Below are 14,380 nucleotides of genomic sequence, written 5' to 3'. Positions count from 1 at the left end.
GTTTATGCTCTGGTCAGGTTCATTTGATACAAAAGTAAATCTACCGTATCACTTATTGGCTCTTGAACTTTGACATAGGTAAAGCCTAGTTTAGTTAATAAAGCTCGGCTTCCAACGTTGTCGCTCGTCGTGATCGCCACCAGCTCATCTATGTTTGACCTCTGTTTGGCGTAATTAATCACTGCCTGACCTGCTTCATAGCCAAATCCTTGCCCATACGTTGAAGGCAAGAAACCATAGCCAATGTCATATGCACTCAATTCAGGCCTTTTGATTAAACCGCATACGCCAAGCTTCTCTTGGCTATCGAGTCGCTCTACCAGCAAAAGACAAACACCATGCTGTTGATGCATGACTAGAATCTGCTCTTCGATATACTTCACTGCATCTGCTTGCGAGCGTATCTGCTTATCACCAATAAATTGAAGGAAATCAGGTGTGTTGTACAACTGCTCTATAAAATGAGCATCGCTTTGTTCAACCATTCTCAACCTTAGTCGCTCAGTGATCAGTGAATGCATAAATTTTGTTTCCTATAATGTTACTTAGGTGTGAGCTTAACATCGCCAAGTTACGTAAAACATCTATCAATGTCGATTGTTGTTAGGTATTAACGGGAGATGAGAACTGATGCGTATTTTCCTTCTACTCGCTGCCCTGCTGTTCGGTCCTATGGCTTGGGGCTATCCTGCTTATAGCCACCCAATGCCTCACCGTAGTCTGATCTATTTTGCTCCGACTAACGACTCTCACGTCAAACAATTTGTTCTGGAAAGCTTAATCAACGAATGTGAGCTAGAAGAGCGAGACTTAATCACGCTTGTCGTTACCGCGGATGGTTTTACCTCTCCAGCATGGATGAAAAAGGAGTTTGACCTGCCAGCGTTATTTGACGCTTACAAGGTTAAGCCTGATTCACATACCATAATATTGCTCGGCAAAGACGGTGGAGAGAAACGTCGCTGGGACAAAAAAACGGACTGGGAACTCGTCAAACACATTATCGACCTGATGCCAATGCGGCAGAGTGAAATGGCGACTAAAGTGAGCCCGTGTTCCGCTTAGTTGATATCTATCGGCACGTAACGAGCGTCAATATCGCTGCCTTTAAAAGTGCAAAGGACCATGCCGCTCTGTGCCGATTCTGAACAAAACACCTGCTCACCTTTGGCGTTCCATAGCGAATTTTTACCACATGCTTTCCAGCCACCCGTTGTCGATATGTGATTACTTAGCAGTACTGGGAAACGGCATTTAGTCGCGATGTCAGCGAGAAGATTTGCATCGGCTTCAAAGCCTTGCTGAGAAATAAGTGCGCTAACCAAATAAAGGGTTGCGTTCAGCTGATGCGCGGCTTGTGAGTGCTCTGGTGCTGAAAAATCTGCACATATTGCTAGTGCAATCCTGTGACCAGCGATTTCGAGTAGATAATCCTTGTTTCCGGCTGAGCAATATATTTCCTCACCTTGGTGCAAATATTGTTTCGAATAGAATTCCACCTTTCCGTTAGGACGACAGATCACCGCAGCGATCGTGGGTTTTAGCGTCGCAGATGTTTTTAAAGGAAAGCCAGCAATAACCGCGGCGTTATGCTCAACGGCAGAATCTGACAAACGAGTGAACACGTCAGATTGAGTCGTCATTGCAAGCTCTTCAGCCATTTCGAGCTCATAACCGGTCAGCGACAACTCTGGAAAGACAACTAAATCGGCGCCCTTTTGTGCAGAGATTGCGATCATCTCCAGATGCCGTGAAAGATTGGCTGGCAAGTTACATTTTGTGACTGGGGTTTGCACCAAGCTGATTGTGAGTCCAGTGTTCAAGGTTCCTCCTTAACCAAACAAATACTCGCTTAGGCTTATAGTGCCGTGAGTTCTTTTTTCTCGCAACGGTAAGATGGTTTTGAATGTTAGACACGTGCGGTGCTGCCAAGAATCGGAGCGCAGCTTAGGCAAACGTTAAGCCTTAAGGAACAAGAGAAGTGGTTGTTTTAGATGGATACAAAAAACCAGCTCTTAGCTGGTCAATATCTGAAATGGAGGCGCGTCCCGGAGTCGAACCGAGGTCCACGGATTTGCAATCCGCTGCATAGCCACTCTGCCAACGCGCCTTTTTTTTCAACGCTTTAGGTTACCCACCGCGGCGTTCGCTGCATACTTTACGGATTGAGCGATGAGAGTCAAATAAAAATATCACATTTTATTTTGATTGCTGAGTTTTGAAGCAATATGGCGCTTGTTTGATCTATACGTTCACTGATTGTACTTAGACAATCGCTAGCTACCGAGTGAAAGCTGTTGCAACTTAGGCAACTTTTTCACGACGAGCTGATAAGAACGCTCACACAAGTCTTCAATCATACCGTCTTCCACATCTCCCGGATAATAAACCGTAACCCAATGACGTTTGTTGGTATGGTAACCAGGTGTGATGTCACTGAACTGGCTCGTCAACACCTCACCATCTTCAGGCACCACTTTGACTGTCACATACTCCCTTCCTTCCCTTTCCGCCAATATGGCAAACATCTTACCTTTAACTTTGTAGTAAATTACCACCTTCTAAAGAAGGTGGCTTTGTGTGAGCCCCCTAAAAGGGGGCCTTTGTTTAGTCCAGCGCTAATTGTTGCTGTTCCACGCGCTCTTTCTTCTCCTGATGTCTTACATAACGTCGAATGATTTCTTCATTAATTCCTACACTATCGACAAAATAGCCCCTTTGCCAAAAGTGATTACCCCAAAGCTTATTTTTCCTCAAATATGGAAACTTACTGAAGAGCTTTAAGGCTATTTTGCCTTTCAATACGCCCATCAACTTGGATATTGATAGCTTGGGTGGAACCTTTACGACTAAGTACACGTGGTCGGGAAGCTTGATTGTATCTACTCATGTTATTTGTCCTCTTTGACTTCGCTAAAAATCAAGGGAGCATTTAACATGGGTAGAACTACAGGCAAAGCCTCACTGAATGATAACCACCTACTGAAGTAGGTGGTTTAGGGCTGAAAATAAAAGGCTCAAAGTTATAGAAACTTAGAGCCTTTATAAGCTATCTGCAGGATCGTTCAACCGATCATTTATCTCTTAACTGATCGGCATTAGCCTAAGTGGCTCGTTTTTTTGTCTCTAGAGTATGGCAGATTAAGATTCTGCTTTAGTGACTGCGTTTAGAAAACCCAGTTTCTTTGCAACCCATAGTAGCAAACCTAAGGTGATGAAGATTGCCAACATATTTGAGCCGGCATCTGGGTATTGCGCTTTGACAAACGCGGAATGGCCAAATGCTCCGACAAAGAAACACGCTAGACCCACCAGCGGGATATCTTCAGAGACAGGGTTACGTAGGTACTCTTGGTAGAGCGCTTGTACTGATAGTACAAGTGCAATCAGTGGAAAAATTGAGAAAGAGACTTCACTCATAGTTAGCCATGACAACATGGCATCACCACACATACCCGCGACGAGCGCCAATACGAGTGTTTTCTTCTCAGAACCACGATTAACTTGGTTTGTTTCATTCGACATTAATCTATCCCACCTTTTAATCGGTTACGTTCACGTTCTTTGCGATACCAGAAAGCCCCTTTGGCTATCATTCGCAATTGCATTATAAGACGCTCCGCGAGTTCATCTCGCTCATGCCTTTCTAAATCTAAAGCTTCTGCACCTGAGCTGAAGACCAAGGTAACGGATGCTTCTGCTTGGGTAAAAGCTTCGTCCCGAGTCATCCCGGTACTAATCAAATACTCTGTCATCTCTGCGACAAAATGTTGCATCTCACGAGCGACAGCGGTACGAAATTCAAAAGAAGTACCCGATCGCTCACGTAACAATAGACGAAAAACGTTTGGGCTACTTTCGATAAACTCCATGAAGGTTTCAACCGAAGTTCGAATCACACTGCCCTCTTTGACAATGCGTTGGCGTGCTTGGCGCATAAGTTGACGCAGCAACAAACCTCCCTCATCGACCATGGTTAAACCTAACTCATCCATATCCTTAAAGTGGCGGTAGAATGATGTTGGCGCGATTCCCGCTTCGCGTGCGACTTCTCTTAAACTTAAGTTGGAGAAGCTACGATCAGCACTCAATTGACTAAACGCTGCATCAATTAATGAACGACGCGTTTTTTCTTTTTGCTGTGCACGGATTCCCATGGATTTCATATTTGTTTTTCTATTTTTCTTTCAACGGTAGCCTTTAATATACAACGATTGGCTTAAGGAGATAACCCATAATCTCTCGCTTTGACAACCGAGTGGCAATTAAACCGAGTTAGGCCAAATTTTCAATCTTTTCGCCCTGAATTAGAGACATACGACATACCCTTTAATCTATTTACTTGATTCTACGTGATCTCACCGACTCTCTAGTGCGCTTTTCTTTTACGCCTTTGAGGAATCAGTTAAAATCTCGCTACAGCAATGTTAAGACTATATAACAAGGAAAAAGCTATGGCGGAGAGTAACCACTTTGATGTAATCGTTATTGGTAGTGGTCCCGGTGGTGAAGGGGCAGCGATGGGATTAACCAAAGCGGGATTAAATGTAGCCATTGTAGAAAAGGAAAGTAGTGTAGGTGGTGGTTGTACTCACTGGGGAACCATCCCTTCTAAGGCGCTGCGTCATGCAGTTAGCCGTATCATAGAATTCAACAACAACCCTCTGTTCTGCCACAATAACACCAGCTTACACTCAACGTTTTCCAATATCCTTGGTCATGCAAAATCCGTTATCGATAAACAGACGCGTTTACGTCAAGGCTTTTACGACCGCAATCAGTGTAGGTTGATTTTCGGCAGCGCTCGTTTCATCGATAAGTACACGATAGCGGTAATGCAAAGTGACGGTACTGAAGAAACCTACAGTGCAGATCGATTTGTTATTGCGACGGGCTCTCGTCCATATCAACCAGACAATGTCGATTTCATGCATGAACGCATTTACGACAGTGACTCAATCCTTAACCTAAAGCATGACCCTCGCCATATCATTATCTATGGTGCTGGTGTGATCGGTTGTGAGTACGCATCGATTTTCCGTGGATTAGGGGTTAAAACTGACCTAATTAACACCCGAGATCGCCTACTTTCTTTCCTTGATAATGAAGTGTCTGATGCGCTCTCTTATCACTTCTGGAACAGTGGTGTCGTGATACGTAACGATGAGACCTTTGAAAAAATCGAAGGAACCGAAGATGGTGTCATCGTTCACTTGGAATCAGGTAAGAAGATGCGAGCTGACTGTATCCTTTACGCGAATGGTCGTACAGGTAACACGGATAAACTCAATCTTTCAGCAGTTGGTCTAGAGGCAGACTCTCGTGGTCAACTTAAGGTTGATGGAAACTATCAGACTGAAGTGGAACGCATCTATGCTGTTGGTGACGTGATTGGTTACCCTAGCCTAGCCAGTGCCGCCTACGACCAAGGCCGTTTTGTTGCTCAAGCAATAACGAAAGGCCAAGCAGAAGGCCATTTGATTGATGATATCCCAACCGGCATCTACACCATTCCAGAGATCAGTTCGGTAGGTAAAACTGAACAAGAGCTGACGGCGGCCAAGGTTCCGTATGAGGTTGGACGTTCATCATTCAAACATTTGGCTCGTGCGCAAATTGCAGGGAAAGATATTGGTAGCTTAAAGATTCTATTCCATCGCGAAACCAAAGAGATCTTGGGTATTCACTGTTTTGGTGAGCGTGCCGCTGAAATCATTCACATCGGTCAAGCCATCATGGAACAGAAAGGCGAAGCGAATACGATTGAGTACTTCGTTAACACCACCTTTAACTATCCAACCATGGCGGAAGCGTACCGAGTTGCCGCTCTCAATGGTTTAAACCGATTGTTCTAAGCACCGAAACGAATTAAGCCTGCATTGTATGCAGGCTTAAATATTTAGCTATGCTTCTGAATTAGGTAAGAGGCATGGAAATCAATGTGCTCATCAATAAAGCTGGATATGAAGTAGTAACTATGGTCATAACCCGGTTGAAGGCGAACCTCGACATCTGAACCATGCTCTTGTGCCGCAGCAACCAGCACTTCTGGTTTAAGCTGTTCGACTAAAAAACTATCTGCATCGCCCTGATCAACCAGAATCGGCAGCTGAGACTTCGCCTTTTTGAGCAATTCACTCGCATCGTACTGTCTCCATGTTTCGAAATCATTACCAAGATAAGCAGTAAACGCGTTCTGCCCCCACGGTGATTGCATCGGATTACTGATCGGGCTAAACGCTGAAATCGAGCGATATTTCTCACTGTTCTTCAAACCAATAGTCAACGCACCGTGTCCCCCCATGCTATGACCAAAAATAGAACGCTCTTTAGATACGGGAAAATTTGCTTCAATCAATGCAGGCAGCTCATCAACCACATAATCGTACATCTGATAGTGGCGAGACCAAGGCTCTTGCGTAGCATTGAGATAGAAGCCCGCGCCTTTCCCAAGATCATACCCATCATCATCAGCAACATCGTCACCGCGTGGACTGGTATCTGGCGCAACAATCGCTATGCCTAACTCTGCTGCACGACGAAATGCTCCCGCTTTTTGCATGAAGTTTTCATCTGTACACGTCAATCCAGAAAGCCAATAGAGCACGGGGACGGGGCTACTCTTCGACGCTTTCGGCGGTAAAAAAATCGCAAAACGCATTGCGCAATTCAGTCGGACAGACTGATGTGTGTATTGTTTGTGCCAACCACCGAATACTTTGGCTTGGCTAATATTCTCAATGGTCATAACAACCTCATGGGGAAAAGCGATTTTGATAAATTAGAAAGTTAACGCCCCTGTTTCAGGGCGTTAAAACTTAAGCGTGAAACGTTATCTATCCATGTGAAGTACAGTACGAATAGACTCACCTCTGTGCATCAGTTCAAATGCTTCATTCACGTCTTGCAAACCCATCGTATGAGTAATGAATTCTTGCAGACCGAACTCACCAACCATGTAGCGTTCAACAATTTCAGGTAGCTCTGAACGACCTTTCACACCACCAAATGCTGAACCACGCCATACTCGACCAGTAACCAACTGGAATGGACGAGTAGAGATTTCTTGTCCAGCACCAGCGACACCAATAATCACCGATTCACCCCAGCCTTTGTGACAGCACTCTAGTGCTTGACGCATAACGTTGACGTTACCAATACACTCAAATGAGTAGTCGACACCGCCATCCGTCATTTCAACGATAACTTCTTGAATTGGCGTATCAAACTTTTGCGGGTTAATACAATCGGTCGCACCCAATTGTTTTGCTAGTTCGAACTTACTTTCATTGATATCAATGCCAATGATGCGGCTTGCGCCAGCCATACGAGCACCAATGACCGCCGATAAACCAATACCACCAAGCCCAAAGATAGCCACCGTATCGCCCTGCTTAACCTTAGCCGTGTTTAAGACAGCACCCATACCCGTTGTTACGCCACATCCCAGAAGACACACTTCTTCAAGTGGTGCTTCTTTGTTGACTTTAGCCAGTGAAATTTCTGGCAGTACGGTGTACTCAGAAAAAGTAGAGCAACCCATGTAGTGGAAAATTGTTTCACCATTAATGGAGAAACGACTTGTACCGTCTGGCATTAAACCCTTTCCTTGAGTTTCACGAACAGCCTGACATAGGTTAGTTTTACCTGATTTACAGAACTTACATTCACCACATTCAGCTGTGTATAGTGGAATAACATGATCACCCACTTCAACGCTGGTTACACCTTCGCCCACCATTTCAACAATACCACCACCTTCATGGCCGAGGATTGCAGGGAAGATGCCTTCTGGATCGTCACCAGACAAAGTAAAAGCGTCTGTGTGACATACACCAGTCGCCACAATACGAACAAGTACTTCACCCGCTTTGGGAAGTTGAACATCAACTTCTTCCATTTTTAGTGGTGCGCCAGCTGCCCATGCAACCATCGCTTTCGATTTGATATGAGTTTGACCCGGTTTCAGTTCAAGTGCCATGGGGTTTCCTTCAAAGTAGGGATTTGTTATGACGCAATAAGCGTAGTTGAGCTTGCGTCTCAATGCTGCGTCGTTTTGTTGGAAGTTATTTTAGGCATTTCAACGACCATGATAATCCAGTCATTTTGAAAATGATTTTTACATGTAAGTAATAATAGTGAGTAATTACAAAAAGCCGAGCACTAAGCTCGGCGATAGATTAAAAGAATAATTAAGCGAGAAATCTGTTTTGTCGCCACTGATTAACTAATATCAGTGCAAGCGACATTCCCCTTACGGCCATGAAACTCAACATAGCCAACCATAGTGCATGATTCTCTAGATAAGCCAGCAGATAGAACACCACAAAGAAAGTACAGGTCGAAACAAACATGCTATTGCGCATCTCCGCCCCTTTGGTTGCACCGATAAAAACACCATCGAGTAAGAAACACCACATAGAAACCATTGGCATCGCGATTAACCAAGGTAAGTATTCAAGAGCAATAGTCTGTACCTGAGGGATATCTGTGATCATTCCGATCAAGCTCGATCCGGCGATAGCAAACACCACTGTCAGCAAAAAGCAGATCACAAAACTCCAAAAGAAGGTTCCGAGTAAAGAATGGCTCAACTGCTGTTTGTCTTTTGCCCCAATCGCTTTGCCGACCATCGCCTCCATCGCATAAGCGAAGCCATCCATACCATACGAAATTGTCATTAGGAAACTCATCAAAACCGCATTAGCCGCGACAATTTCATCACCAAAGCTTGCCCCTTGAAAGGTCATAAAAGTAAATGCAGCTTGCAGGCATAATGAGCGAAGGAAGATATCGCGATTGAGTTTAACAAAACGCGCTAAACCTTGAGTGGTGTCTTTGAGCAGTACCCACACAGGCGGTAAACGTTCAACTCGCCACTTACGCCACACACAATAGAGACCAAAAATCATCCCTGTGTAATCGGCAATGACGGAGGCCAGCGCCGCACCCTCAACTTTCCAGCCCAAACCGATCACAAACAGCACGTCGAGCACGATATTCACCACATTAGCAATGATCACCATCCACATAGGTGCTTTGGCATTTTGGGTTCCTAGCAGCCAGCCTAATATCACAAAGTTGACCAGCGCAGCTGGGGCACTCCAGGCGCGAACAGCAAAGTACTGAGCACCATATTGCTTAACCTGCTCGCTGGCATCACTAAAACTAAATATCCACTCAGCGACAAATTGATGAAATAACAGAAATAGCGAAGCAAACATCAAGGCCATACTCATGCCTTGACTGAAAACCAAGCCCAATTGGTGAGCACTTTTCGCTCCATAGGCTTGAGCAGTGAGCCCCGTCGTCGACATTCTCAGAAAACCGAGTAGCCAAAAAGTCACACTGATCATCGTGCTGCCTAACGCAACACCTCCCAAATACCAAGCATGTTCTAAGTGGCCGATAACAGCAGCATCAACCAATCCCAATAAAGGGACGGTGATATTGGAAAGCACCATAGGAATAGCAAGCAGCAATACTTGTTTATGGATAGCGCGATTAGATAGGATCTGGAGTATTTGCACGTTGTCACTCAATAAACATCAGAGTGACAAGTGTAACGAGATCACCAGCGAAGCTGAACCACTACCGGTGTTAATCTCTGCTTTATAAAACTGAGTTTGGTGATCCAGCGGTGCCACAGTTTCCAGCGTCCGCAATCTCTTTCGAGTGGTGAATAGGTTTTTGCCCAGCGAGCCCATGGCAAGTAACCAAGTAATGCCTCGCCAGGATCACTATACCCATGAGCATAATGAACAGCCCCTAGCTTTTGGCCTAGTTTGGACTGAGTGAGATCTCCCGCTAGCACCATACAGGCACGGGCAGAGTCGAAGTGACAACCTAGAGCTTGAACAAACTTCGCGATTTGCTGCGCATTACAATCAAGCAAAGCATGTTCACAAACAATCAGGACTGGTGTTTTTTCTGGAATAGGTAACTGTTCCAGCCAACTCAGCTCATCAACGCTGCCGCAAATGTGGTGGTAACGTTCACTAGCATGAAACAGTTTCTGACGCCAAAGTAGATTTTCAGTCACATCTAATTCTAGCCAGTGGCACCGACCATTATCGACGCGGTAAAAACGAGTATCGAGACCGGCACCCACATTCACAATCCAACCATCTGGATTACGTCTTATAAAATCCGAGACTTGCTGATCGCACAATTGAGTTAGCGTGACATGAAGCAGCTGTTTTTGGTCAATATCACCAGAAAAACAGTCGGGGGCAAGATGACAACGCTGGCACGCACGCGCAGCGATAGGATCATAGACCAATCCATTGTCAACCAAGCTTTCTCGGCTACGAAGCCATAATGGTTGCAGTAAATTTGTCGGGATCTGATAGCGATGTTTCGTTGATGCGTGATTGACGGCCATTATCATCTTCCTTCCGTAGCCAGAATTCAGATGATAATGAATATCAATTACAAAATCAACAAGTGAGAATAACTCTCAAGAAGAGTCATTACATCCAATCCGTATTGCGGATGATGCCGACAGCCAAACCTTCGATGGTCAATTGCTGACAAGTTAAGTCCACTTTGATCGATTCAAACTCTTCGTTCTCTGCGTGAAGCAGAACCGTAGAGCCTTTGCGTTCTAAGCGCTTTACTGTCACGTCATCATCCACTCGAGCCACAACAACTTGCCCATCACGCACATCTTGAGTCTTATGAACAGCAAGTAAATCACCATCCATGATACCGATATCTTTCATACTCTCACCATTAACACGAAGCAAGAAATCGGCTTGCGGCTTAAACATACTAGGATCAACTTGGTAGTGCGTCTCTACATGCTCTTGAGCAAGGATAGGTTCCCCAGCAGCAACCTGACCAATCAGTGGTAGACCCTGATCATCATTAGCCGCGTCTTCTAACAAGATACGGATACCACGAGAAGCCCCTGGAATAATCTCAATCGCTTGCTTACGCGCAAGGGCTTTTAAATGTTCTTCAGCAGCATTGGCTGAACGGAAACCAAGTTCGCGTGCAATTTCAGCGCGCGTCGGTGGCATACCAGTGTCATCAATTTTACTCTTGATGAGGTCAAAAACTTGTTGTTGGCGGGGCGTTAACGGCTTCATAAGTCACCTGTCTTTTTATACAGTTAACTGTGAGTATATCCAGTATTTGGCGAAATGAAAAGCCAATTGATTGTTTTTTAGTAAGTTAGCATGGTCACCCCGTTCTGCTTAAAAGAACAGAATGTCTAACCATACATAACCCGTTAACAACATGGTCACCATTACTGATGCTGAGCCTAAATCTTTTGCTAAACCCGCCATTTCATGTTGCTCAGTTCCGATTCTATCTACTACGGCCTCAATGGCACTGTTAAACAGTTCAGCGATCAAAACCAGCACAACAGTTGCAATCAGCAGAATCCTTTGCCACTGGTTCTCTCCTAACAAAATAGCGACTGGAATCATCAAGGCTGCCAGTAATATTTCTTCACGAAATGCAGGCTCATTTTTAAACGCCGCCTTGAGACCCTGACAGGAATAGCGTGTCGCGTTTTTGAGTCGTTTTAATCCATGAGTGGTTTTAGGTTGCAAGCTTCTCTCTCTTTGCTATTTATTTGATCGAGCTATGGGCGAAAAAATTGATGTTTTCATAATCAATAATAAGTAAAAGGTTCGACCAGTTTCTGTTATCCTTGCCACCTATAAAAATACACGCTTGGGCACATCCCCACTTCTATAGTTACAGAACTGGAAATGTGCTTATGCAAATCATCTATTTTTGAGGCTAAGAACCTTATGTCTTCTGGACGAATGTTATCGCGTTCCTTGCTAAAGCTGCCTATGTCAGTACTGGTTAAAGGGACAACAATTCCTTCAAACCCTATTGAAGATCATAGCATCGATATTAACAAGCCGATTATTTACGCTTTGCCGTATCGCTCAGGTGTCGACTTGCTTGCACTGCAAAAACAAGTCATTGCGCTGGGCCTACCTGATCCCCTTGAGCCTGTAGAAATTAATGGTAAACAGTTTAACCGCTATGTGTTTACCTCAGCCCGACAAACCGTGATGGGCAACGATCAAGATGTACCAAACGAATCGATCACTCTATTCTCCGATCTGCTGGAACTGCATAAGTTTGATTCAGAGCTCGATGTTCAAGTCATTCCGACCACCGTTCTTTGGGGCCGTAAACCGGGTAAAGAGTCACGACAAAAACCTTATCTCCAGTCACTCAATGGGCCACAAAAAGCGAAAGCGGTTTTGTTCGCGGGTCGTGATTGCTTGGTACGTATTAGCCCGGTAGTTTCACTCCGCTACATGGCGGACTCGCACGGTACGGATGCTTCAATCGCACACAAACTTGCCCGCGTAGCACGTATTCACTTTTCGCGTCAAAAGCTTGCTGCATCAGGCCCTAATCTGCCAAGTCGTCAGGCATTATTTGATCGTCTGATGAAATCTAAAGCCATTGAAAAGGCCATCGAAGACGAAGCCAAATCAAAGAACATCTCAATTGAGAAAGCGCGTAAAGAAGCGCACGCCATTATGGATGAGATCGCCGCAGACTTCTCATACTCACTAATTAAGAATGGCGAACGTCTGCTTGGCTGGCTTTGGAACCGTATCTACCAAGGTTTAAACATTACCAACGCCGCTACGGTGCGAAAATTGGCTCAAGACGGACATGAAATTGTTTATGTTCCTTGTCACCGAAGCCATATGGACTACTTACTGCTGTCCTACGTACTGTACCGTGAAGGCATGGTGCCGCCGCATATCGCAGCAGGCATTAACCTAAACTTCTTCCCTGCTGGGCCTATCTTCCGTCGCGGTGGTGCTTTCTTTATTCGCCGCAGCTTTAAGGGTAATAAGCTATATTCCACCATCTTCCGCGAGTACTTGGCAGAACTTTTCGCCAAAGGTTACTCCGTAGAATATTTCAGTGAAGGCGGTCGTTCGCGCACCGGTCGTTTGCTACAAGCAAAAACTGGTATGCTGGCGATGACTATCCAAGCGATGCTACGTGGCCTCAACCGCCCAGTAACACTGGTGCCAGTCTATATTGGTTATGAGCATGTAATGGAAGTGAGCACTTACGCAAAAGAGTTACGCGGAAAGCGCAAAGAAAAAGAAAACGCAGGCCAAGTGTTACGCACAATCCGTAAACTACGCAACTTTGGCCAAGGCTATGTCAACTTTGGTGAGCCAATTCCACTCAACCAGTACTTGAATGAAAAAGCCCCTGAGTGGACCAAAGATATCGATGCCATGGGCAGCAGTAAACCTCAGTGGCTAAACCCTGTGGTGAATGATCTCGCGACTAAGATGATGACACATATCAACGACGCAGCAGCAACCAATGCCCTAACTCTGTGTGCGACAGCATTATTGGCTTCTCGTCAGCGAGCACTCTCTCGTGACAATTTAGTTAGCCAAATTGACTGCTACTTGTCGATCTTAAAAAACGTTCCATACTCGACAACCTATACGGTACCGGAAGATAGTGCAGAAGCATTGGTCAAGCATGCCGAGTCACTCGATAAGTTTATTATCGAATCAGACAGCATGGGCGAGATTGTGTCACTGGATCGTAATCAATCGATCTTGATGACTTACTATCGAAATAACATCATTCATTTGCTGGCTCTGCCATCACTTATCGCTCAGATGTTGGTTCGCCATCAAAAACTTTCGCTTAAGCAGATCAAACAGAATGTCGCCTTGGTTTACCCATTCCTCAAGCAGGAGCTTTTCCTGAGCATTGAACAGGAAAAGTTGGATGAGCTAACGGAATCCTACATTGAAGAGCTTGCACATCAGGGACTCGTTACGATCGATAGCGAACAAAACGTCGCGATCAATCAAGCTAATACTCAAGTGCTTGTGCTACTTGGACGCACGATTACTGAAACACTGCAACGCTACGCAATCGCTCTAAATTTATTAGTTGCTAGCCCTGATTTAGGTAAATCAGATCTTGAGCAGAAGAGTCAGGACATTGCTCAACGCCTAGGTCGCCTGCACGGAATCAACGCACCAGAATTTTTCGATAAAGGTGTCTTTTCGGCGCTGTTCACAACCCTAAAACAACAAGCGTATCTTGATGTGGATGGCAACTGTGACATAGAGAAAAGCCAAGCTCTTGCGAGCCTTCTCTACTCTATGCTTTATCCTGAAGTACGTTTGACCATCAGAGAAAGTATCTGCCAAACCGCAGAAAACAAATAAAGTGACAATAAAAAGGCATCCTATGGATTAATGCTTGTCAGTTAAGAAGCATTTAACACCTTTTTGAAGGCCTAGTCGCGTAGCGACTGGGCCTTCTTTTTACCACTCTTGGGTAGCTCCTATCTCGCCTTTCTGGCAGCGTAAAACTCTCAGCCATATCGAGTATGTAGTTCATT

The 14,380-nt window shown here is 45.0% G+C and carries 13 protein-coding genes, 1 tRNA gene and 2 pseudogenes; 3 read left to right on the top strand and 13 right to left on the bottom strand.

The annotated features are described in order from the left end of the window. Positions 1 to 2: 2 nt before the first annotated feature. Positions 3 to 521: a GNAT family N-acetyltransferase gene (locus QTN95_RS17515; protein ID WP_331418380.1), complete on the bottom strand. Its 519-nt coding sequence runs from the start codon at positions 519 to 521 to the stop codon at positions 3 to 5. Positions 522 to 630: 109 nt separating this feature from the next. Between QTN95_RS17515 and QTN95_RS17510 the strand changes: the two genes are divergently transcribed. After that, complete coding sequence (locus QTN95_RS17510) at positions 631 to 1,065, top strand: DUF4174 domain-containing protein (RefSeq protein ID WP_331418379.1); 435 nt, start codon at positions 631 to 633, stop codon at positions 1,063 to 1,065. Here QTN95_RS17510 and QTN95_RS17505 read toward each other — a convergent pair. The 6 genes and pseudogenes from QTN95_RS17505 to fabR all read right to left on the bottom strand — a co-directional run bounded on the left by QTN95_RS17505 (position 1,062) and on the right by fabR (position 4,166). Further along, a complete protein-coding gene (locus QTN95_RS17505) occupies positions 1,062 to 1,823 on the bottom strand; it encodes a carbon-nitrogen hydrolase family protein (protein WP_331418377.1) in 762 nt (253 codons plus the stop codon). The genes QTN95_RS17510 and QTN95_RS17505 overlap by 4 nt on opposite strands. Positions 1,824 to 2,036: 213 nt before the next feature. Next, positions 2,037 to 2,110, bottom strand: a tRNA-Cys gene (locus QTN95_RS17500). 166 nt (positions 2,111 to 2,276) lie between these two features. Next, a pseudogene (locus tag QTN95_RS17495) lies at positions 2,277 to 2,552 on the bottom strand (MmcQ/YjbR family DNA-binding protein); the annotation flags it as partial. 55 nt (positions 2,553 to 2,607) lie between these two features. Then, a pseudogene (gene tnpA, locus QTN95_RS17490) lies at positions 2,608 to 2,865 on the bottom strand (IS200/IS605 family transposase); the annotation flags it as partial. Between the two features lie 276 nt (positions 2,866 to 3,141). After that, positions 3,142 to 3,525: a YijD family membrane protein gene (locus QTN95_RS17485; RefSeq protein ID WP_138971318.1), complete on the bottom strand. Its 384-nt coding sequence runs from the start codon at positions 3,523 to 3,525 to the stop codon at positions 3,142 to 3,144. Then, positions 3,525 to 4,166: an HTH-type transcriptional repressor FabR gene (gene fabR, locus QTN95_RS17480; RefSeq protein ID WP_138971317.1), complete on the bottom strand. Its 642-nt coding sequence runs from the start codon at positions 4,164 to 4,166 to the stop codon at positions 3,525 to 3,527. Before fabR ends, QTN95_RS17485 begins: the two co-directional genes overlap by 1 nt. Positions 4,167 to 4,424: 258 nt before the next feature. On the opposite strand from fabR, the gene sthA reads away from it, so the two are divergent. Further along, the gene (sthA, locus tag QTN95_RS17475) at positions 4,425 to 5,855 is read left to right on the top strand and encodes a Si-specific NAD(P)(+) transhydrogenase (protein ID WP_331418376.1); all 1,431 of its coding nucleotides are present in this window, start codon (positions 4,425 to 4,427) and stop codon (positions 5,853 to 5,855) included. A 44-nt stretch (positions 5,856 to 5,899) separates the two neighbouring features. Here the strand turns inward: sthA and fghA are convergent, their stop codons facing one another. The 6 genes from fghA to QTN95_RS17445 form a co-directional block, all read right to left on the bottom strand. Beyond that, positions 5,900 to 6,748 carry an S-formylglutathione hydrolase gene (fghA, locus tag QTN95_RS17470; RefSeq protein ID WP_331418375.1) on the bottom strand — a complete coding sequence of 283 codons (849 nt, stop codon included), beginning with the start codon at positions 6,746 to 6,748 and terminating at the stop codon, positions 5,900 to 5,902. An 84-nt stretch (positions 6,749 to 6,832) separates the two neighbouring features. Beyond that, positions 6,833 to 7,981 (bottom strand): S-(hydroxymethyl)glutathione dehydrogenase/class III alcohol dehydrogenase, encoded by a 1,149-nt coding sequence (locus tag QTN95_RS17465; RefSeq protein WP_331418374.1) that lies wholly within the window; start codon positions 7,979 to 7,981, stop codon positions 6,833 to 6,835. A 211-nt stretch (positions 7,982 to 8,192) separates the two neighbouring features. Continuing rightward, complete coding sequence (gene dinF, locus QTN95_RS17460) at positions 8,193 to 9,530, bottom strand: MATE family efflux transporter DinF (RefSeq protein ID WP_331418373.1); 1,338 nt, start codon at positions 9,528 to 9,530, stop codon at positions 8,193 to 8,195. A gap of 41 nt (positions 9,531 to 9,571) precedes the next feature. Then, positions 9,572 to 10,384, bottom strand: a complete 813-nt coding sequence (locus QTN95_RS17455) for a class I SAM-dependent methyltransferase (RefSeq protein WP_269378419.1) — start codon at positions 10,382 to 10,384, stop codon at positions 9,572 to 9,574. A gap of 88 nt (positions 10,385 to 10,472) precedes the next feature. After that, a complete protein-coding gene (lexA, locus tag QTN95_RS17450; protein WP_331418372.1) occupies positions 10,473 to 11,093 on the bottom strand; it encodes a transcriptional repressor LexA in 621 nt (206 codons plus the stop codon). 108 nt (positions 11,094 to 11,201) lie between these two features. Continuing rightward, positions 11,202 to 11,564: a diacylglycerol kinase gene (locus QTN95_RS17445; protein WP_331418371.1), complete on the bottom strand. Its 363-nt coding sequence runs from the start codon at positions 11,562 to 11,564 to the stop codon at positions 11,202 to 11,204. Positions 11,565 to 11,768: 204 nt separating this feature from the next. Here QTN95_RS17445 and plsB point away from each other — a divergent pair, with 204 nt between their 5' ends. Then, complete coding sequence (gene plsB / locus QTN95_RS17440; protein WP_331418370.1) at positions 11,769 to 14,204, top strand: glycerol-3-phosphate 1-O-acyltransferase PlsB; 2,436 nt, start codon at positions 11,769 to 11,771, stop codon at positions 14,202 to 14,204. The last annotated feature ends 176 nt before the right edge of the window (positions 14,205 to 14,380 follow it).

This window comes from Vibrio sp. M260112, assembly GCF_036533775.1.
GTDB lineage: Bacteria > Pseudomonadota > Gammaproteobacteria > Enterobacterales > Vibrionaceae > Vibrio.
The sequence above is the reverse complement of the archived record's forward strand: the minus strand, read 5'-3'. Positions and strand labels throughout refer to the sequence as shown.